This window comes from Priestia sp. D51 (genome assembly GCF_053345675.1).
Window position 1 is genome coordinate 1 of the sequence record NZ_JBLTIR010000003.1, and the last position, 20771, is coordinate 20771.

General features: G+C 39.5%; 12 protein-coding genes and 2 tRNA genes. 12 read left to right on the top strand and 2 right to left on the bottom strand.

Features of this window, described 5'->3' with window-relative positions:
- Positions 1-49 precede the first annotated feature (49 nt).
- The 4 genes from ACNHOZ_RS11995 to aceA all read left to right on the top strand — a co-directional run bounded on the left by ACNHOZ_RS11995 (position 50) and on the right by aceA (position 3345).
- A tRNA-Asn gene (locus ACNHOZ_RS11995) sits at positions 50-124 on the top strand.
- Positions 125-128: 4 nt separating this feature from the next.
- Positions 129-200 (top strand) — tRNA-Glu (locus tag ACNHOZ_RS12000).
- Positions 201-409: 209 nt separating this feature from the next.
- Positions 410-1669 carry a M48 family metallopeptidase gene (locus tag ACNHOZ_RS12005; RefSeq protein ID WP_255899104.1) on the top strand — a complete coding sequence of 420 codons (1260 nt, stop codon included), beginning with the start codon at positions 410-412 and terminating at the stop codon, positions 1667-1669.
- A gap of 392 nt (positions 1670-2061) precedes the next feature.
- On the top strand, positions 2062-3345 hold the full coding sequence (aceA, locus tag ACNHOZ_RS12010; RefSeq protein ID WP_028412422.1) for an isocitrate lyase: 1284 nt from the start codon (positions 2062-2064) through the stop codon (positions 3343-3345).
- A 195-nt stretch (positions 3346-3540) separates the two neighbouring features.
- Here aceA and ACNHOZ_RS12015 read toward each other — a convergent pair whose 3' ends face one another.
- On the bottom strand, positions 3541-3777 hold the full coding sequence (locus ACNHOZ_RS12015; RefSeq protein ID WP_028412421.1) for an IDEAL domain-containing protein: 237 nt from the start codon (positions 3775-3777) through the stop codon (positions 3541-3543).
- A 176-nt stretch (positions 3778-3953) separates the two neighbouring features.
- On the opposite strand from ACNHOZ_RS12015, the gene ACNHOZ_RS12020 reads away from it, so the two are divergent.
- From ACNHOZ_RS12020 to ACNHOZ_RS12055, 8 genes are all read left to right on the top strand, one after another.
- Entirely contained in the window at positions 3954-5933 is a 1980-nt protein-coding gene (locus ACNHOZ_RS12020) for a S9 family peptidase (protein WP_048021925.1), read from the top strand.
- Positions 5934-6097: 164 nt separating this feature from the next.
- A complete protein-coding gene (locus ACNHOZ_RS12025; RefSeq protein WP_028412419.1) occupies positions 6098-6715 on the top strand; it encodes a TVP38/TMEM64 family protein in 618 nt (205 codons plus the stop codon).
- A gap of 580 nt (positions 6716-7295) precedes the next feature.
- On the top strand, positions 7296-8036 hold the full coding sequence (fabG, locus tag ACNHOZ_RS12030; RefSeq protein ID WP_014461644.1) for a 3-oxoacyl-ACP reductase FabG: 741 nt from the start codon (positions 7296-7298) through the stop codon (positions 8034-8036).
- 263 nt (positions 8037-8299) lie between these two features.
- Positions 8300-11800: a helicase-exonuclease AddAB subunit AddB gene (gene addB / locus ACNHOZ_RS12035; protein WP_255899113.1), complete on the top strand. Its 3501-nt coding sequence runs from the start codon at positions 8300-8302 to the stop codon at positions 11798-11800.
- Positions 11793-15530, top strand: a complete 3738-nt coding sequence (gene addA, locus ACNHOZ_RS12040; protein WP_447697132.1) for a helicase-exonuclease AddAB subunit AddA — start codon at positions 11793-11795, stop codon at positions 15528-15530. The genes addB and addA overlap by 8 nt, the downstream gene beginning before the upstream one ends.
- 53 nt (positions 15531-15583) lie before the next feature.
- Positions 15584-16768 carry an exonuclease SbcCD subunit D gene (locus ACNHOZ_RS12045; protein ID WP_034263948.1) on the top strand — a complete coding sequence of 395 codons (1185 nt, stop codon included), beginning with the start codon at positions 15584-15586 and terminating at the stop codon, positions 16766-16768.
- Positions 16765-20157 (top strand): SbcC/MukB-like Walker B domain-containing protein, encoded by a 3393-nt coding sequence (locus ACNHOZ_RS12050; protein ID WP_447697133.1) that lies wholly within the window; start codon positions 16765-16767, stop codon positions 20155-20157. The genes ACNHOZ_RS12045 and ACNHOZ_RS12050 overlap by 4 nt, the downstream gene beginning before the upstream one ends.
- A 14-nt stretch (positions 20158-20171) precedes the next feature.
- Complete coding sequence (locus ACNHOZ_RS12055) at positions 20172-20477, top strand: HNH endonuclease (protein ID WP_033578017.1); 306 nt, start codon at positions 20172-20174, stop codon at positions 20475-20477.
- A gap of 46 nt (positions 20478-20523) precedes the next feature.
- Here the strand turns inward: ACNHOZ_RS12055 and ACNHOZ_RS12060 are convergent, their stop codons facing one another.
- Complete coding sequence (locus ACNHOZ_RS12060) at positions 20524-20742, bottom strand: spore germination protein (protein ID WP_025749935.1); 219 nt, start codon at positions 20740-20742, stop codon at positions 20524-20526.
- Positions 20743-20771 lie beyond the last annotated feature (29 nt).

A 20771-nucleotide genomic window follows, 5' to 3' on the forward strand; every position in this document is an offset into this window, starting at 1 on the left:
CCTGATAAGCGTGAGGTCGGTGGTTCGAGTCCACTTAGGCCCACCATATTCCACAGTAGCTCAGTGGTAGAGCTATCGGCTGTTAACCGATCGGTCGTAGGTTCGAGTCCTACCTGTGGAGCCATACTGGCCCGTTGGTCAAGCGGTTAAGACACCGCCCTTTCACGGCGGTAACACGGGTTCGAATCCCGTACGGGTCATCTCAAAAGCAGTTTGCATATGCAAACTGCTTTTTTTGTTTGTAAACAGAATTTAGACAAAAGAATAAACTCTATTTTTCGTTTTTCTATGATTTTCTCTTCACAATTTGCATTTCCTATAGCACATCTCTAAACGCTTGTTCTAAATTTCGAAAAAAAACCTACAATAGTAATAACAGAATACTGTTTGTACAAAAGGAGGGGAATGCGTGAAAAAAATTGTTTTGTGGTCCATCGGAGTTTTTCTTGTGTATGCAGCTTGTATATGGGTGTATTTATTTTATATAAGTGACACCTCTATTCCACAATCATTAAAAGGTACCAGCGTGGATCCGGCTACGTTTATGAATGCAAGAGAACTTATGTTAACCGAAAAATATTCAAAGATTAGAGATGCGCTCTTTTTTATCCGAATTCCATATGAGTGGTTAGGGTTTATTTTAATTTTAGTGTTAGGTGTGTCTAAGAAAGTGAATAAGTGGTCTAAAGACGTCAGCCGTTTCAGTCTTCTCCAAACTGCTATTTATGTATTTTGGTTATCTGTTCTGCTGCTGATCTACTCTTTTCCTATGGACTGGATTAGCTATAAGCTTTCAACGGCTTACCATATTACGACGCAACCTTTCCAAGGATGGATGAAAGATCTTTTTACAGATTTTTGGGTGAACTATGCCACGATGTTTTTAGTGATTGCTGTGTTATATGCATTCATTCGTAAGTTTTCAAAAAGATGGTGGCTGTATGCGTGGCTAGTATCTATTCCATTTACGCTATTTTTGACGTTTATTCAACCAGTGGTTATCGATCCGTTATATAACGATTTTTATCCATTAAAGAATAAAGAGCTGGAGACGAAAATTTTGCATTTAGCCGATGAAGCTCATATACCTGCTAAGCATGTATATGAAGTAAACATGTCTGAAAAAACGAACTCTCTCAATGCATATGTAACGGGAATAGGTTCTAATTCAAGAATTGTGTTATGGGATACTACTCTTAATAAATTGACGGAACGTGAAATTTTGTTTATCATGGCGCACGAAATGGGTCACTATGTGAAGAAACATATTTATGTAGGGATTGCTTCAGCCTTAGTTTTATCGATTGTAGGTTTATGGCTAACGAAACATTTAGCTAGCTTTGTGATTAAGAGATGGGGGAAAGCATTAAAAATCACTTCTCTTAGTGATTTAAATTCATTACCGCTTATTCTACTTATTTTTTCTGCGCTCACATTTGCTGTAAGTCCTTTAACAAATATGCAGTCGCGTCATCATGAACTTCAATCTGACACGTACGCCATGGACTTAACAGGAGATAAACAAGCTGCTATTAAAACATTTCAGGATTTAACAAAATCAGGACTGTCCCAGGTGAATCCGCCGTATTTAGTGAAAATTTTTCGATATGGTCATCCAACAATATTGGAAAGAATTTCATTTGTTGAGAAGTATGAAAGAAATGAATAAGTGATATAAGAAAAAGTAAAGGATATATGAAGCCTTTTATACGTAGGTATTAATAGAAAAGCCTCCTTGCGAGTAGGAAAAAAATTCTAAAAGGAGGTTTCATTTTCGAAAGTACTGTTATATAATAACGTATGTAAAATAAAAACTGTTTTATAACAATAGGGAGGAATAGTTATTTGTGATTGAAAAAATAGCAGTCAAACTTATCAGCGTATATTCACCTCAGCAAAGTCTTACTACATGTCCTTCAACTATTTACTTATTTCATCTACGTTCTTACTAAAACTATGGCAAACTGCTAATTTACTTCATCATGAAACAGACATATTCTCACTGCTGCGTTTTATATTTTTATGAATATAGAATTTTAAATTCATTAGGGGGTATAAAGAATGAAAGAGATTCGTGTAAAAAACCTTGAAGAGAACTGGAAAAGCGATGAGCGTTGGAAAGGAATTGAACGTCCATATTCTGCAGAAAAAGTCATTGGACTGAGAGGATCCATTGATATTGAACACACGCTTGCTAGAAGAGGGGCCGAAAAGTTCTGGAACTTATTAAAAACAGAGCCATATGTTCATGCATTAGGAGCTTTAACAGGAAATCAAGCAGTACAACAGGTAAAAGCAGGGTTAAAAGCCATTTATCTCAGCGGATGGCAAGTAGCTGCAGATGCAAACCTTTCAGGAAATATGTATCCTGATCAAAGTCTATATCCGGCAAACAGCGTGCCGCATGTTGTGAAACGAATCAATCAAGCGCTGCAGCGTGCCGATCAAATTCAGCATTTAGAAGGAGAAGGAGATATTGATTACTTTGCTCCAATTGTAGCAGATGCAGAAGCAGGGTTCGGAGGACAGTTGAACGTATTTGAATTAATGAAAGGAATGATTGAGTCAGGAGCATCTGCGGTACACTTCGAAGATCAATTGTCATCTGAGAAAAAGTGTGGTCATCTTGGCGGCAAGGTATTGCTTCCAACTCAGACAGCTGTGAAAAACTTGATTGCTGCTCGTTTAGCTGCTGATGTAATGGGTGTTCCAACACTTCTGATTGCTCGTACCGATGCTGATGCCGCTGATTTAATTACAAGTGATGTTGATCCTGTAGATCGCCAGTTTATTACAGGTGAACGCACCGCTGAAGGTTTTTATCGCACGAGAGCCGGAATCGATCAAGCTATCGCTCGTGGCTTAGCATATGCGCCATATGCTGATCTAGTATGGTGTGAGACGTCTGAACCAAACTTGGAACAGGCACAAAAATTTGCAGATGCTATTCATGAAAAATTCCCAGGTAAAATGCTTGCTTATAACTGTTCACCATCTTTCAACTGGAAGAAAAAATTAGATAAGAAAACGATTGAAAAGTTTCAAAGAGAAATCGCAAAAATGGGCTACAAATTCCAATTCGTTACGCTTGCTGGCTTCCACGCTTTAAATCACAGCATGTTTGAACTGGCACGAGGATATAAAACAAGAGGAATGGCAGCTTATTCAGAGTTACAAGAAAGAGAGTTTGCTAGTGAAATAAATGGATATACTGCTACAAGACATCAGCGTGAAGTAGGAACGGGTTATTTTGATGAAGTGGCGCAAGTAGTTTCCGGTGGGACTTCCTCTACAACAGCTTTAAAAGGTTCAACAGAAGAAGAGCAGTTTCAGGCGCATAAATAACAAAAAATCTATGAGTGAAACGGTTGTTTACTTCCACTCATAGAAAAAATCCTAACAAAAAAGATTCTTACATCTGTAAGAATCTTTTTTTATGTAGTAAACACGATTTAACAGACAGCTGTTCTTCCTGAGAAGAAAGGTTCTGCCTGTTAAACGTACATATAAATCATTAACATGAATGAACTTCTTGAAATATTAAGTAGATGTTTGAAGTAAGGATTGGTACTGTGCTGATAGCTCATAAAAAGCAGTTTCATCACGTTGATCTAATGCCGTGTTAATGTTTGTTTCTAACAGTTCTTTTTGACGCTTAAAAAGCGATTCATCAATTACCATTTCGATATAAACATCCAACATACTCACAGTATCAATTACTTTTTTCTTGCGAGCGAGGGACTTCATCATTTCCGTGTACGATTTTTCATTGTTCATACCTCATCACCTCTGCACCCTTTTTATTATTATATAGATTAAAAGAAGAAAAAACAACTAATTTTCTAAATTTTTAGATTTTTATTTTTAGAAATGATAAAGTAAGAGGGAAACGCTACTTTCGTTTTTATCGATTGGCTATTTGGTTTAAAAATGAATCCTTGGGGGCGAAGAAATTGAATCATTTAAAAAAGCGTACGGTAACGGTAGAGGATTTGTATGAATTGAAGTCTGTGTATAACCCTCAGATTTCTCCAGATGGAAAAAGTGTAGTTTATACGGTTCGAGAAACGAAAAAAATAGAAAACGGTTATGAGACGCAGCTGTTTATGTTAGATCTTGAAACAAAAAAAACAAAGCAATTGACGTATTATAAAGGAAATAATCATTCTCCCGCCTGGTCTCCTGACGGCAGGTGGATTGCTTTTTTATCAGATCGCAGTCAAACCGTTCAGCTCTATCTATTAGCAGCGACAGGCGGGGAAGCAGAAGCACTCACAGATTGTGAAAAAGGCGTTAGTAATCCCGTATGGTCTCCTTATAGTGATGAAATTATGTTTTCTACAAAAGTAGAAGAAAAAGCTGTAAGAGTTGAACAAAATCATGAGCATCCTCAGCCATACGAAGTGGAACGTTTGTTATATAAATCCGATGCTAGCGGCTATTTAAAAGGTGAATATACGCAAGTTGCGGTCGTTAAACTTAAAAATAAAGAAGTGACGTTTTTAACGGATGGACCTTATCATCACTCTGTAGGATGCTGGGCCCCTGATGCAAATTCAATTGTATTTTGCAGCAGCCGAGGGGAGAATCCGGATTTATCGTTAACCATGGACGTGTTTATTTTGCATCGTGATACTAAAAAGTTAACATCTATTACAGCAGAAACAGGATATTTTCATCAAGTTTCATGGTCACCAGATGGGTCATACATAGCTTACATTGGAAATGAACGTACATACGGATCGGCTTCAATGAATGACATATATATTTATCAGGTCTCCAATCAAAAAACAGCTTGTATCACTGCAGGTATAGACTTAGAAATAGGAGATATGGTAGCAGGAGATTTTCACTTTGGAAGAACCGCAGCGGGAATTATGTGGAGCAGTAAGGAAGAATTTTATTTTGTCGTAAGTGAAAAGGGTTCTGTAGGCATATATAAAGGAAATGTAAATGGAAAGTTAGACTCTGTGCTTATGGATAATGCTCACGTATACGGGGTATCTGTTCTTCCCAACGGTGAGGAAGCTATCGTAGCAATCAGTACATTTACACATCCCGGAGATCTTTATTCTTTAAATTTAAAAACAGAGGAACTAGTGAAGCTGACAAACGTTAATGATTCATTTTTAAAGCATGTGCAGTTAACGGAAGCAGAATCTTTTTGCGCGACTGCCACGGACGGTATACATATCCACAGTTGGGTCGTAAAAGCGGCTGCTGCCAACGATGTATCTCCAACCATTTTAGAAATTCACGGAGGTCCGCATCTTATGTATGGTCATACATTTATGTTTGAATTTCAAGTGCTTGCATCAAAAGGGTTCAATATCCTCTTTTCTAATCCAAGAGGCGGAAGAGGATATGGTCAAGCCTTTACAGATGCCGTTCGAGGAGATTACGGAGGCATGGATTATATGGATTTGATGGCAGTAACCGACGAAGCAATTAACCGCTACTCTTATATTAATGAAGATAAACTTGGCGTAACAGGAGGAAGCTACGGAGGATTTATGACAAACTGGATTGTAGGAAGTACAAATCGGTTTAAAGCAGCGGTGACGCAACGGTCTATTTCAAATTGGACGAGTTTTTACGGCGTTAGTGATATTGGCTATTATTTTACCGAATGGGAATTGAAAGCTGATATTTATGAGAATCCGGAAAAACTTTGGAACCACTCGCCGCTTCGTTTAGCGGAGAACGTGAAAACACCGCTGTTAATCTTGCATAGCGAACAGGATTATAGATGTCCAATTGAACAAGCTGAACAGCTTTATGTGGCACTAAAAAGAAAAGATAAAGAAGTAGAATTTATTCGTTTTCCTCAGTCTAACCATGAACTTTCTAGAAGCGGTAAGCCTAATTTACGAACGGCGAGACTAAAATATTTAACCAGCTGGTTTAAACGTTATTTGCAGCAGTCTAAGTAAAAGCACATGTTGTTCTAGAGGTTCTGTTCGTGTAAGTAAGGGCTGGCTATATGGCAAGCGCAACAGGGCAGGAAAGATAAAACGCTGTAAAACTTTTGTTTGGTAAAGGAAAGTAGTACAATAAGTGAAAAGTAGCACAGTTGTTTAAATAAGGAGAACATTCGATGGATTTTGAAACATTAAAGCATTATTTGACATTAGACGGCGTCCTCGAGTTATTAAAACAATATCAATCATTTGGGATCATTCCCGGACTGCTGTTGCCTATTTTAGAAGCGTTTATCCCTATCTTGCCGCTTTTTGCGTTTGTAATGGCTAATGCTGCTGCCTTTGGCTTATGGTTAGGCTTTTTAATTTCATGGATCGGGAGCTGCGTTGGATCACTGCTTGTCTTTTTGATTTTTAGAAAATACGGACAGGCGAGGTTTTTACATTTTATCAGCCGCCATGCGCAAATTCGAAAGATTATGATTTGGGTGGAAAGACACGGTTTTGGACCGCTGTTTATTATGCTTTGTTTCCCCTTTACGCCGTCTTCAGCGATTAATGTAGTAGCTGGACTATCACGTGTCAGTATGGCTCAGTTTATGCTTGCTGTATTAGCGGGTAAAATGGTCATGATATTTATGATGAGCTTTATTGGGGCCGATTTTGTTTCATTTGTGAAACAGCCTTTAAAAGCAGTACTTGTTTTAGTGATCATTTTTGTCCTATGGCTTGTTGGAAAGCAAATTGAACGAAGATTAAATGAAAAATCTAAAGTGAAACAGTATGACAAATAGTTTGTTTATATATAACAAATGGTGATGAAAGACTGCTTTTTAATAGGCAGTCTTTTGTTATACATACAGCAGAAGAGGGTATTGTAAACTATGGAAAAACCTTTTCTTATAGGAATACAGCAGCATTTTTGAAAGGTTTTTTGCCTTTTTCTTAAAGAAGTTATTTGTCTGTTTATTCGGTTGGTAGAACAATGCACATACAGAGTATCTGTCTAGTAATGAACAAGTTTTTTGTTTATCAATTGTGAAAAATATGCTAAAATAAAAGAAAAAACTGGGAATAAATTAGACGTCTATTCCTAGTTGCACCTAAGTAATGAACCCTTTGTTTTCTAGAGATATACATGTTTTTTCTCAACATGTATTATCACCTCATGTATTTCAAAACGTTTTCTTAAAAATTATATGAATGATTTTTGAGCTTGACTACTAAGATGTAAGTAGAGGGATCATTACTAGAAAAGCACCGAATGATCATTAAGACGTGCTTGGCGTCGTTTTGAGGAGGGGAATGCGCTACTAAGATTCAAGCGACTTGCTGATTAATCGTTGTTAGTAAGCGTCTTATAGCGCGGGTGACATGAGATTAAAAGATAAAGTGGCAATTATTACGGGTGCAGCAAATGGGTTAGGGTTCGAAGCTTCTCGAATTTTCGCACAAGAGGGTGCAAAGGTCGCTATGGTTGACTACGATGCAAAAGTAGGAGAAGAACGAGCAGCTCAGCTAAAAGAAGAAGGCGGAGATGTAGCATTCTTTCAAGTAAACGTAGCGGATCGAGACAGTGTAGATGCAATGGTAGAAGAAGTCGTGAAACGCTTCTCTAAAATAGATATTTTAATTAATAATGCAGGTATTACCAGAGATGGAATGCTAACTAAATTATCAGTTGAAAATTTTCAAGCGGTCATTAACGTAAACCTTACAGGCGTTTTTCACTGTACGCAAGCCGTTGTACCGCATATGATTGCTCAAGGTAAAGGGAAAATTATCAGCACATCTTCGGTATCCGGCGTATATGGAAATGTTGGTCAAACAAACTATGCGGCGACAAAAGCCGGCGTAGTGGGAATGACAAAAACATGGGCTAAAGAGCTTGGGCGAAAAGGAATTAATGTAAACGCTGTAGCTCCCGGGTTTATTGAGACGGATATGGTGAAGGCGATGCCGGACAAAATCATTGATCAAATGAAATCCACTATTCCTTTACAAAGGTTAGGTCAGCCTTCTGACATTGGTTATGCTTATCTTTATTTAGCCTCTGATGAGTCCAACTATATTAACGGCACAACACTGCATGTAGATGGTGGAATCATGATGTGAAAGTAGAAAATAACTCGCTTTTCTAAAACTTTTCAGTGGTCATTTGGCTACTGAAAAGTTTTTTTGTTGCATCCAGCATTTCACATATGTGCAAAGTGGAATTTTGTCTGCAAGTTCAGTAAAATAATAAGGAGAGAGATAGAGAGATTTAGCTGATTATCACTATAAAATTTTGACGACTGCGTCACGTGTTTGCGTGGCGTTTATCCATTTTGCACTTAAACAACTAAAAATATAGAGAAGAAAAATGAAGGGGTGAAAACGTGGGGCTACAGTTTTTATTAGGACGTTCAGGAAGCGGGAAAACGGAATATCTTTTAAATAGCATGCGCCAAGAGCTGTTAAATGCTCCGCTTGGGCATCCACTTATTTATATTGTACCTGAACAGATGACATTTCAGTCGGAGTATGCGCTTGTTCAAACACCTGGGTTAGAAGGCATGATGCGTGCTCAAGTTTATAGTTTTACACGTCTTGCGTGGCGTATCCTGCAAGAAGTCGGAGGTATTAGCCGCTATCATGTGGATCAAACAGGTATTCATATGATGCTTAAAAAAATTATCGAGCATCAAAAAAAAGAGCTTCGATTGTTTGCGAATTCTTCAGAACAAGCAGGGTTTATTGAAGAACTAGAAAAAATGGTTAAAGAATTTAAACAGTACACGGTAGATGCACCGTCTCTCGAAGAGATGAAGCAAAAACTTCAAGCAGAAGATGAGAAAGTCCTTGCTGATAAATTACATGATTTACATCTCATTTACGGAGAATTAGAAAAACAGCTGATGACAAAATATGTAGATGGAGAAGATTATTTGAAGCTGCTGAGTGAAAAAGTAGTCTCTTCTGCGTACCTTGCTCAAGCAACGATTTATGTAGATGGATTTCATCACTATACTCCTCAAGAATTAACGGTATTAGTAGAGCTGATGAAAGTTTGTAGAGAAGTGAAAATAGCGGTTACTTCTGATTATTCATATCAAGATTTTATTCCAAATGACCTGCACTTGTTTCGATTAACGAGCGAAACGTATCAAGAAATAATGGGCCTGGCGGCTGAAAACGGGATAGAGATTCAAGAGCCAAACGTATTTAATGAACAAAAAAGGCATCAAAACAGTCCAGAGCTTGCCTATTTAGAACTATATTATGATGAACGGCCAACGCCGGAATTTCAGTCAGAGCCCGAGCACATTCAGCTGCTGCCTGCTGTTAGCCGAAGAGCAGAGGTAGAAGGGATTGCAAGAGAAGTGCTGTCGCTTGTGCGTGATCACGGCTATCGCTATCGTGATATTGCCTTGATTGTTAGAAATGCAGAAGACTATCATGACTTGCTTCAAACCATTTTTCGAGATTATGAAATTCCGTACTTTATTGACCAAAAGCGAGCGATGTTTCACCATCCACTCGTTGAATTTATTCGCTCAGTCTTAGAGGTGGTAAGCGGGTCATGGCGATACGAAACCATCTTTCGGGCAGTGAAAACAGACCTTTTATTTCCTTTGTCATCTGATGTGCACCAGCTTCGCGAAGAGATGGATGAATTAGAAAATTACGTACTTGCTTACGGTATTCAAGGATCTAAGTGGACGAGTAAGGAGCCATTTACCTACAGAAAATATCGTTCGCTTGAAGACATGAACCTTGGGAAAACTGACGAAGAGCTTGCTTTTGAGCAAAAAATAAATGAATTAAAAAATATGATTGTTCCTCCTATTTATTCGCTTCAGCAAAAATTAAAACAAGCGAAAATAGGAAAAGAAAAAGCAGAAGCACTCTATCGTTTTTTAACGAACTTAGATATTCCACAAAAGATAGAAGCGCTGCGCAATCGATGTGAAGAAGAAGGTAAGCTTCAAGAAGCAAGAGAGCACGAGCAGGTATGGAAAGCAATTCTTCACTTATTTGATCAGTTTGTTGAAATGATGGGAGAAGAGAAAGTATCAATTTCTTTGTTCGCGGATCTATTTGAGACAGGGCTTGACAGCATGCAGTTTGCACTTGTTCCGCCTGCACTGGATCAAGTGGTTGTGGCAAGTTTTGAGCGTTCGCGTTTATCCGATATCAAAGCAAGCTTTGTGCTAGGCGTAAATGACGGTGTGATTCCAGCTAAACCAAAAAGCGATGGCCTGTTATCTGAGAAAGAGAGAGAGCAGCTGCTTGAATCAGGCTTATTACTTGCGCCAACTGGAAGGCAAAAGCTGTTTGACGAACAATTTCTCATTTATTTAGCACTTTCCAGCTCTTCTGAAAAACTTTATGTTTCGTATCCTCTTGCCAATGAGGAAGGGAAGACTCTGCTGCCTTCACTCGTTATTAATCGATTAAAAGAGCTATTTCCGCTCCTGAAGGAAAAGCTGTTAATGACGGAGCCTACGGATTTAGAAGAAGAAAAGCAAGTTGATTATATAACAAATCCCTTAACGAGCATCGCGCATTTAGCCAGCCAGCTGCAAGGGTGGAAACGCCATTATCCGATGAGTTCCGCTTGGTGGGATGTATATAATTTTTATGTAGAAAATTCAGATTGGAACTCATACAGCGAGAAAGTACTAAGCAGTTTATTTTATAAAAACGAAGCAAAAAGGTTAACAAAGAAAACGAGTCAGCGTCTGTATGGAAAGCATATTCAAGCAAGCGTATCGAGAATGGAGAAATTTGAAGCCTGTCCGTACGCTCATTTTGCTTCTCACGGGCTTAAGCTTAAAGAACGAAAAGTTTTCAAATTAGCAGCTCCTGACATAGGCGAGTTATTTCACGCGGCGCTGAAGATGATTTCAGACGAGCTACGGGGCGGTCAAAAAGAATGGAAGAACTTAACGAGAAAAGACTGTCAGCAGCTTTCTACGGCTGCGGTGCACGAACTTGCTCCGCGCTTACAAAATGAAATTTTATTGAGCTCTAATCGCCACCACTATTTAACACATAAGCTGCAGCAAATTATTGAACGTGCGTCGCTTGTGTTAAGTGAGCACGCTAAGGTGAGCGGGTTTGTTCCTGTTGGATTGGAATTAGGGTTTGGTCCTAGCGCGGAGCTGCCTTCTATGCAGTTTACACTGCCAAATGGCCATACGATGGAACTTGTTGGCCGAATTGACAGAGTGGATAAAGCGGAAAGCTCCAAAGGACTTTTACTGCGTATTGTCGACTATAAATCAAGCGATAAAGCATTAAACTTAGTGGAAGTGTACTATGGTTTATCTCTTCAAATTTTAGCTTATTTAGACATAGTCGTGACGTATGCCGAACAGCTTCTTCATGATAATAGAGGAGCATTGCCTGCTGGCGTTCTTTATTTCCACGTTCATAATCCAATGATCAACAGTACTAAAGCATTACAACCCGATCAAATTGAAGCCGAAATCTTCAAGAAGTTTAAAATGAAAGGACTGCTTTTAGGGGACGAGGAAGCAGTCCGATTAATGGACGAAACGTTAGAATCAGGGCACTCACAGGTTATATCGGCGGGTATTAAAAAGACAGGGGGCTTTTATTCCAATTCTTCGGTTGCGAGCGAAGAAGATTTTACACATCTCCGTCAGTATGTGCGAGGTAAGTTTGTAGAGGCAGGTACTGAGATTACAAATGGAAAAATTGATATTTCGCCTTATAAGCTAAAAGATAAAACACCATGTGCGTTTTGTGAATACCGCTCAATCTGTCAGTTCGATGAATCAATGGAAAACAACGAATATCGTCAGCTTAGTACAGAGAGTCAAAATGTTATTTTAGATAAAATTCGAGAGGAGGCCAAACGAGATGAGTGAAGATATACACATAAAACCGGCCGACTCCCAGTGGACGGATGATCAGTGGAACGCCATTGTTTCATCCGGTCAAGATATATTAGTAGCCGCGGCGGCTGGCTCAGGAAAAACAGCGGTTTTAGTCGAACGTATTATTAAAAAGATTACGATGGGCGAGGAACCAATCGATGTTGATAGATTACTAGTTGCTACGTTTACAAATGCTTCTGCAGCCGAAATGAGAAATCGAATTGGAGAAGCATTGGAAAAAGAGTTAAAAAAGAATCCATCTTCTTTACACTTGCGCAGACAGCTTAATTTATTAAATCGTGCGTCGATTTCTACGCTCCATTCTTTTTGTTTAGAAGTCATTCGAACGTATTATTATTTGATCGATGTAGACCCTGGTTTTCGGATTGCAGATGATACGGAAGCGGACCTTCTGCGTGAAGAAGTATTAGAAGAATTGTTTGAAGAGCAGTACAGTATTGAACAGAACGAGCGATTCTTTGATTTAATTGATCGTTATACAAGCGACAGAAATGACTTAGATATTCAGCTTATGGTAAGAAAGCTATATGACTTTGCAAGATCTAATCCCGACCCAAACGGCTGGCTTAAAATGATTGTGAGTCAATATGATGTCACAGAGGACTCTTCTATTGATTCACTTCCGTTTCTGTCTTTTCTTTTACAAGAAGTAACAACGCAGCTCATGGGCATTGAGTCGATTTTAAAACAGGGCTTAGAGCTAACAAAGCTGCCGGGAGGGCCTGCTCCTCGCGCCGTTAATGCAGAGGAAGACCTGGCTCAAATTCATCGGCTGCTAAGCGCTTCTAAGCATTCTTTTGCTGATTTGCATGAGGAAATGCAGAATTTGAATTTTACTCGTTTAAAGCCATGTAAAGGAGATGCGTACGACTCGCAGCTTTTAGATGATTTTGGAGAGCTTCGCAAAAAAGCGAAAACAAGCCTTGAGAAGCTTCATGCTGATTTGTTTTCTAGGCCTTTGCACGGCTACATGGCTGATTTTGAAAAAATGAAGCCCGTTATTGAAACGCTAATCTTTTTAGTTCAGCGCTTCGGTGAACGATATGAACACATCAAAAAAGAGAAAGGGTTAGTGGACTTTTCTGATTTAGAGCATTATTGCCTGCAAATCTTGAGTGTAAAAGAAGACGGGGTGCTTAAGCCTTCGTCCATTGCTCAAAAATATCGCACTCAGTTTGAAGAGGTGCTTGTTGACGAATATCAAGATACAAATATGGTTCAAGAAACACTAATTAAATTAGTGACGAGAGATAGTGAAGAACAAGGGAATTTATTTATGGTTGGAGATGTAAAACAATCCATTTACCGCTTTCGTTTAGCGGAGCCATTTTTGTTTTTGACGAAGTACAAGCGATTTACGCAAGATGGACGACAATTTGGAAAACGTATTGACTTAAATAAAAACTTCCGAAGTCGTTCTCAAGTGCTTGACGCCACAAACTTTATTTTTAACCAGCTGATGGATGAAGAAGTAGGAGAAATTGCATATGACGATGATGCTTCTTTAAAATTAGGAGCATCGTATCCAAAAGTGGAAGGAATGGAAACGGAGCTTCTGCTGATTGCAAAAGAAAATGCAGAAGAAGGAGCGGAAGAAGAATCGGATTCTTCTCTCGTCGTTTTTTCAGAAGCAGAGCTTGAAACCGCTCAGTTAGAGGCAAGAGCAATGGCGCGCAAAATCAAAGAACTCGTTCAAAACCGTTTTCAAATATATGATCGCAAGCTCGATATCATGAGAAACGTAACGTATCGTGACTTTGTTATTTTGCTTCGTTCCATGCCTTGGGCTGCGCAGATTATGGATGAATTTAAACAAGAAGGCGTGCCGATTTATGCGGATTTATCAACAGGCTATTTTGATGCTACTGAAGTGATGATTATGATGTCTTTATTAAAAGTAGTAGATAACCCGCATCAAGACATTCCGTTAGCTTCTGTTCTTCGCTCACCGGTAGTAGGGCTTTCAGATGAAGAGTTGGCTACACTGAGAGCAGAGCAAAAGAAAGGAACGTATTATGATGCGTTGAAAACGTACTTAGCGGTTTCAGATGATGAAGAACTTCGCGATAAAGTGAAATATTTCTATGAGCAGTTAAAAGCATGGAGAACACAAGCTAGACAAAGCTCTTTGTCAGAACTAGTATGGCAAATTTACCGCGACACGGGTTTCTTTGAATTTGTTGGCGGACTTCCTGGCGGGAAACAGCGTCAAGCCAATTTACGTGCTCTTTACGATCGCGCTCGCCAGTATGAGTCGACTTCATTTAGAGGTCTGTTCCGCTTTTTACGCTTTATTGAACGGATGCAGGATCGAGGGAACGATTTAGGAGCTGCTCGAGCGCTGGGAGAACAAGAAGATGTGGTGCGTTTGATGACGATCCACAGCAGTAAAGGTCTTGAATTTCCTGTTGTTTTCGTAGCTGGTCTTGCTCGTCAGTTTAACTTAATGGACTTGAATAAAGCTTATTTACTCGATAAAGAACTAGGTTTTGGATCTAAATATATTGATCCGAAACTGCGTATTACGTACCCGACTCTTCTTCAGCAGACCATGAAGAAAAAAATGAAAAAAGAAAGCATGGCAGAGGAAATGCGGGTATTATACGTAGCTTTGACGCGTGCGAAAGAAAAACTTATTTTAGTTGGAACAGTAAAAGACGCACCAGAAAAGCTCAGACAATGGAGCTCCGTTATGGGACACGAAGATTGGACGCTTCCAGCTCACGTGAGAAGAGATGCAAAATGTTATTTAGACTGGATTGGACCTTCTTTAATTCGTCACAAAAATGTTAGTCATATGGTTGAAGGAGAGGTCCAGCCGGCCGAGATGATTTATCAGCATGCTTCAAGCTGGAAGCTTTCAACGTTATTAGCAGGTGATTTAGCCGAACAGCCTCTTGAAGAGCAGCAGCATCATGAAGAGCTTTTGAACGCTCTTCAAAAGCATGAGCCAGTTACAGAATCCAGCGATTATAAAGAGGAAGTGTATAGACGCTTAAATTGGTCTTATGATTATCGTGTAGCTTCCGTTCATCGTTCAAAGCAATCTGTTTCTGAACTAAAAAGGCAGCAGCAGCTGACGGATGCAGGTGCAAGCAGTGATCTTGTTCGGGGAGCTAAAGCACCTCTTGAAAATCGTCCGCTGTTTCTTCAAGAGAAATCTCTCACAGGAGCTGAAAGAGGAACAGCTACACATGCCGTTATGCAGCAGCTTCCATTAAATAAAGCTTATACCCTCGAAATGGTTCAAGACTTTATTCAATCAATGGTTACCAAAGAATTGTTGACGCAACAGCAAGCGGATGCCGTTGATGCAAATGATGTAGCAGACTTTTTAGACAGTGACATTGCACAAGGTATTCGAACGGCTCGCACGGTTTATAGAGAGATGCCTTTTAGTTTAGGTGTCTCCGCTAAAGAAATCTATGATCATTGGGAGCAGGAAGATGAAACGATTTTAGTACAAGGTATTATTGATTGTTTATATGAAACGGAAGAAGGCCTCGTTTTACTTGATTTTAAAACAGATAATATTTCGGATCGTTTTCAAGGGGATTTTGAACGAGCAAAACCATTTCTAATTGAAAGATACCGCATTCAGTTAGAGCTTTACGCAAAGGCCATTGAGCGGATTGTGAAACAACCTGTTCAGCATCGCTATCTTTACTTTTTAGATGGTGGACATGCTGTTGAAATATAAGAAAAGAAGAAGGCGATAGTCTTCTTCTTTTTCACCAATAAGGAGAGAGTAACATGCGTTTATTACATACAGCGGATTGGCATTTGGGGCGAACGTTAGAAGGTCGAAGCCGTCTAGCTGAGCAAGCACAGTTTTTAGATGAACTGGCAGACATTGTGGAAGAAGAAAAGATAGATGCTATTCTCATGGCGGGAGATGCCTTTGATACGGTTAATCCTCCAGCAGCGGCAGAGCAGCTCTTTTACGAAAGTATGTCTAGGTTGAGCAACAATGGAAAACGTCCAATTATTGTTATTGCAGGTAATCATGATAACCCAGATCGGCTGTCGGCGGCTTCTCCATTAGCTGTTCATCAAAATATTACGCTTCTTGGTTTGCCTACTACCGATGTAGAAAGCATTCACATTCCTACATCAGATGAAATATTAAAGGTTGCGGCTCTTCCTTACCCATCTGAATCAAGGTTAAAGGAACTGTTAGCAGAAGAAAATGATGAGCTGGCTCTTCGAAATTCATACGATGCCAGAGTAAAAGGTATTTTCGATAAAATGAGTGAGCAGTTCACAACAGATACCGTTAATATTGCGATGAGTCATATTTACGTAGCAGGCGGAAGTTCAACGGACTCAGAACGTCCAATTGAAGTAGGAGGAGCTTATACGGTGGCGGCAACTAGTTTGCCTGCTAATGCTCAATATGTAGCTCTAGGACATTTGCATCGCCCGCAAATGATCAATCGCGCCAACACCTTTGCAAGATATTCTGGTTCACCTCTTGCTTATAGCTTTTCAGAGTCAGGGTACGCAAAGTCCGTGACCATTTTAGATGCTCAGCCAGGAAAAGAGGTTGAAATGACGGAAATTCCATTATCTAGCGGAAAGCCTTTGACGCGTTGGAAAGCAAAAAACGGATTGGCAGAAGTATATACGTGGCTTGATGAACAGAAAGATGCGCAGGCATGGGTTGATTTAGAAGTTCACGTAGAAGATGCACTTTCACTAGAAGAAATCCATCGACTTCGCAAGCTTCATCCAGGCTTTATTCATATTCGTCCGGTATTCAAAGCAGAAGAACTAGCACATGAAACACGTTCACAGCGCGAAGTGCCGATCGAAGAACTGTTTACAAAGTTCTACAGCAGGCAAACCGGCGGAGGGGCACCTGATGATGAGTTAGTCAAACTGTTTTTAACCTTGATTAACGATGAAGAAGTATCGGGAAAGGAGGATGAAAAATGAAACCTATTAACTTGACCGTTTCGGGGCTTCACAGTTTTAGAGAAAAACAAACTGTCGACTTTGAAGCGCTGTGTTCAGGCGGTGTGTTTGGAATATTTGGTCCTACTGGAAGCGGGAAATCCTCCATTTTGGATGCCGTTACACTAGCTTTATACGGAAAAGTAGAGCGTGCAGCCAATAATACACAAGGAATTTTAAATCACGGGGAAAATGAACTGAAAGTATCGTTTACGTTCGAGCTGGAAAACGCTAGTCATAAAAAACGCTATACTGTTGAACGAAGCTTTAAACGGACAGATGAGCTGCGTGTGAAATCAGCTTCCAGTCGATTGATTGAAATCGAAGATGAAACGTACGTATTAGCGGATAAAACAAATGATGTAAACCAGCAGGTACAGGAACTTCTTGGTTTAACAATTGATGATTTTACAAGAGCTGTTGTATTACCACAAGGAAAATTTGCAGAGTTTTTATCGTTAAAAGGGACGGAACGTCGTCAAATGCTTCAGCGTCTTTTTAATCTCGAGCAGTACGGAGATCAGCTTAGTAAGAAAATACGCTATCAAGTTCAGCAGCTAAAAACAGACCTAGATAAAATCACGGCAGAACAAACGGGATTAGGTGAAGCTTCAACAGAGAAAGTAACAGAAGCCGAGCAGCTTGTAAGTGATAGCATTGTACTTTTGGAAAAACGAGAAAAAGAAGCGGCTGATTTGCAGGAACGATACGATCAGCAGGCGTCTCTTTGGAAAGCGCAGCAGGAAAAAACACTGTTAGAAGAAAAACTAGTGCATGCTTCTAAGCAGGAAGAGGAGATTAAACAAAAGCAAGATTTGCTGACGAAAGCGCAGCAGGCAGAGCGTCTTTTTCCTTATTTAGAAACATTTGAACAAGCTGAAAAACAGCAGAAGCTTTATAAAGATAAAGTAGAAAAATTAAAAGTGCAAATTGTTCAGCAAAGTGAGGAATATAAGCGATCCAATAGCTTATATGAGCAGGCTCGCTTACAAAAAAATGAACAGCAGCCCAAATTGGTTGTTCAAAAAGAACAGCTCCAACAAGCTTCTGATCTTCAAAAACAAATTAAAGATGGGCAGCAAGAAGTAAAAGAAGCGGAAGTTTCTCTTCAGCAAAAGCAGCAGGCACTTCAAACGAAAAATGATGAATTAATAGAAGCGGATAAGCGGTATCAGCAAGGTCTGAACCTTCAAAAAGAGTTAAAAGAAGCATTAACAAAAGTGGAGATTCAACCTGATTATCGGCAGGCTGTTCAGCAAGCATTCTACCGTTATCAAGTATGGAATAATGATAAAAAAAATCTAGATGAAGGCCAAAAAACGTATAAAGAAAAAGCGGAACAGCTTCAGCATTTGTATACACAAAAACAAACACACCAAGAGAGATATCAGCAAACAATAGAACGAAGTAAAGAGTTATTTTCAGATATTCAAGGCTTGTATCACACTGTATGTGAGCGGGAAAAAGAGTTTCAGCAGCTTTTTCAACAGGCGGATCATTTAATGAGTGATCTAAAAAGACGCAAGGAAAAAGAATGGTCACATCGTCTGGCTCATCAATTAGCTGAGCAGCTGACTAAAGGAGAGCCTTGTCCAGTTTGTGGCTCTGAGCATCATCCTAACCCCGTGTTAAACCAAAAAGAAGAAAATGGTACAGTAGAATCAGCGGATCAGTTCGAAGATCAAGTCAATCAGTTGCGTGAACAGCGATTTAGCTATTCGTCGCTTAAAATGCAGCTTGAACAGCTAGCTAAACCTCTTGTTGAAAAAATACCTGATTTAGCTGGGTTTATGAACGAAGCTGGCCAAGTTCCTGCTTTAGGAGAAATGAGTACAGATGCCTTTGGTCAGTATGCTAAGAAAATAGAAGTTGAAATTAAATCTCTTGAGCAGGATTATTTGCAGGTAAGCGAAAAACAGCATGCAATTCTCGGGCAGGTACAAAAGGTCCAGCAAAGTCTTGAAAAGATTGAATTAGAGCTTGCTCATTATCAAAAAGAACAAGCTGAATTGGAAAGAAAAGTCACTCAGCAAAAACAAGCGTTACAAGCAGGAAAAGAAGCTTTCCAACAAGATTATCCTTCCTTTGTATTTGAAGAGATGGAAAAAATTAATGAACAGCTAAACGAGCGAGAAAAAGAAGAGCAGACAATAAAGGCTCGAATTGAAAAAAGCAGCGTATTTTTTGAAAATCAGCAAAAGAAAATCGAACGTCTAAAAGAAGAAAAATATGCGGGCGAAAAAGAATTTACAGAATTAAAAGCAATGCTGTCTCATAAACAATCTCTTGTTCACTCGCAAATTGAACGCTTGCGTACGCTTACAGATCAAGAAGATATTGAACAAGCGCTGCAAAAAACAGTTCACTTACTTGCGGAGTTAGAGACGAATGAACAGCAGGCGTATCAACATTGGCAGACTGTTCAAAAAGCGTATCAAACGCTGCAAATGGATGAAAAAGCAGCGAGCGAATCTCTAGAAACAGCTCATATCCAGTATAAAAAAGCAGCTGGAAAATGGGAAGAAGCGATAGGGAGTTCTTTATTCAGCGAAGAAAAAGAAGTTCAGCAAGCTTTGTTATCACATGATGAGATGAAATTGTTGGATGAAACTGTTCAGGCTTATTGGGACAACATAAAACAGATGAAGTCATCAATTGAACAGTTAAATATCCAGCTGAATCACCAGTCCATAGAAGAGCAGCAATTTGAAGAAACTCAGCAGCTGCTTCATGATATAAAAGCCGCTGTAAAAGAAGCCGTTCAGCTCAAGGGAGCAGCTGAGCAAACGTTAAAAAGCGTCAAAGAACGGCATGAGCGATTTTTAGTGCTTGAACAGGACCGTGAAGAAAAACAAGCGTTATTTGAACAGTATCAAAAGCTTCAAACAGTATTTAAAGGAAATGCTTTCGTCGAATATATTGCTGAAGAACAGCTGATGTCCGTTAGCCGAGATGCTTCAGAGCGTCTGGGTATATTAACACGTCAGCGCTATGCGATTGAAGTTGATTCACAAGGCGGCTTTATCATGAGAGATGATGCAAATGGAGGCGTAAAACGTCCGGTTTCAACTTTATCGGGAGGGGAAACATTTTTAACTTCCCTCGCTCTGGCCCTTTCATTATCTGCACAAATACAGCTAAGAGGAGAATATCCACTGCAGTTTTTCTTTTTAGATGAAGGATTTGGAACGCTTGATGGAGAGCTTCTTGATACCGTGGTTACGGCGCTTGAAAAACTTCAGTCCAATAATTTATCAATTGGAGTCATCAGTCACGTACAAGAACTTCGTGCTCGTCTGCCAAAACGTTTGATTGTTGAGCCATCCGAGCCTTCTGGCAAAGGAACTAGTGTAAGAGTAGAAACTTTATAGGGAAGGAAATCTATATGAAGAAAAAAGACAGGCGAATAGGAACATGCGAATTATGCGGAAGGCAGGATGTCTTGACGACCGTACATCATTTAACGCCAAAGGAAATGGGCGGAGCGTTTGAACCGACGGCAAACTTATGTATTCCGTGTCATAAACAAATTCATGCGTTATACACAAATGATGAATTAGCCATTCGTCTTAATACGATTTCTTTATTACAAGCTGATTCTAAAATTAGCTCTTTTATTAAATGGATTCGTAAACAGCCTTCTTCTAAATTACCTAAAACCAAAAAATCAAACAGCCGAAAATCCAGGTGAATAAAAAACCCCTTATCCGCTTTAATAGCAAAGATAAGGGGTTTTTTTAAGCATTTGCCGCTATATTTTGATCGAATAAATCTGGATCTAACGTATTTGTTCCTGAAATGCCGTTATTGGTATTAACAAAGTTACCTGTATTTAAAGAACCGGAGCCTGAGGCTGTTTTAGCAGCGCTTTTTGGAGAAACATAGAACGTATCTCCAAACGTTACGACACCGCCTCCGACGCTCATGATACTAACGGGTCCAATTATTGCTGGCATGAAGTTCACACCCTTTTTTTCGTGATATT

Bases quoted from the DNA above. Each gene is read 5' to 3' on its own strand.
- ACNHOZ_RS12025 (WP_028412419.1), top strand. From the start codon at position 6,098: ATGGATTTTGAAACATTAAAGCATTATTTGACATTAGACGGCGTCCTC.
- fabG (WP_014461644.1), top strand. From the start codon at position 7,296: ATGAGATTAAAAGATAAAGTGGCAATTATTACGGGTGCAGCAAATGGG.
- aceA (WP_028412422.1), top strand. From the start codon at position 2,062: ATGAAAGAGATTCGTGTAAAAAACCTTGAAGAGAACTGGAAAAGCGAT.
- ACNHOZ_RS12055 (WP_033578017.1), top strand. From the start codon at position 20,172: ATGAAGAAAAAAGACAGGCGAATAGGAACATGCGAATTATGCGGAAGG.
- ACNHOZ_RS12060 (WP_025749935.1), bottom strand. From the start codon at position 20,742: ATGCCAGCAATAATTGGACCCGTTAGTATCATGAGCGTCGGAGGCGGT.
- ACNHOZ_RS12050 (WP_447697133.1), top strand. From the start codon at position 16,765: ATGAAACCTATTAACTTGACCGTTTCGGGGCTTCACAGTTTTAGAGAA.
- ACNHOZ_RS12045 (WP_034263948.1), top strand. From the start codon at position 15,584: ATGCGTTTATTACATACAGCGGATTGGCATTTGGGGCGAACGTTAGAA.
- ACNHOZ_RS12015 (WP_028412421.1), bottom strand. From the start codon at position 3,777: ATGAACAATGAAAAATCGTACACGGAAATGATGAAGTCCCTCGCTCGC.
- addA (WP_447697132.1), top strand. From the start codon at position 11,793: ATGAGTGAAGATATACACATAAAACCGGCCGACTCCCAGTGGACGGAT.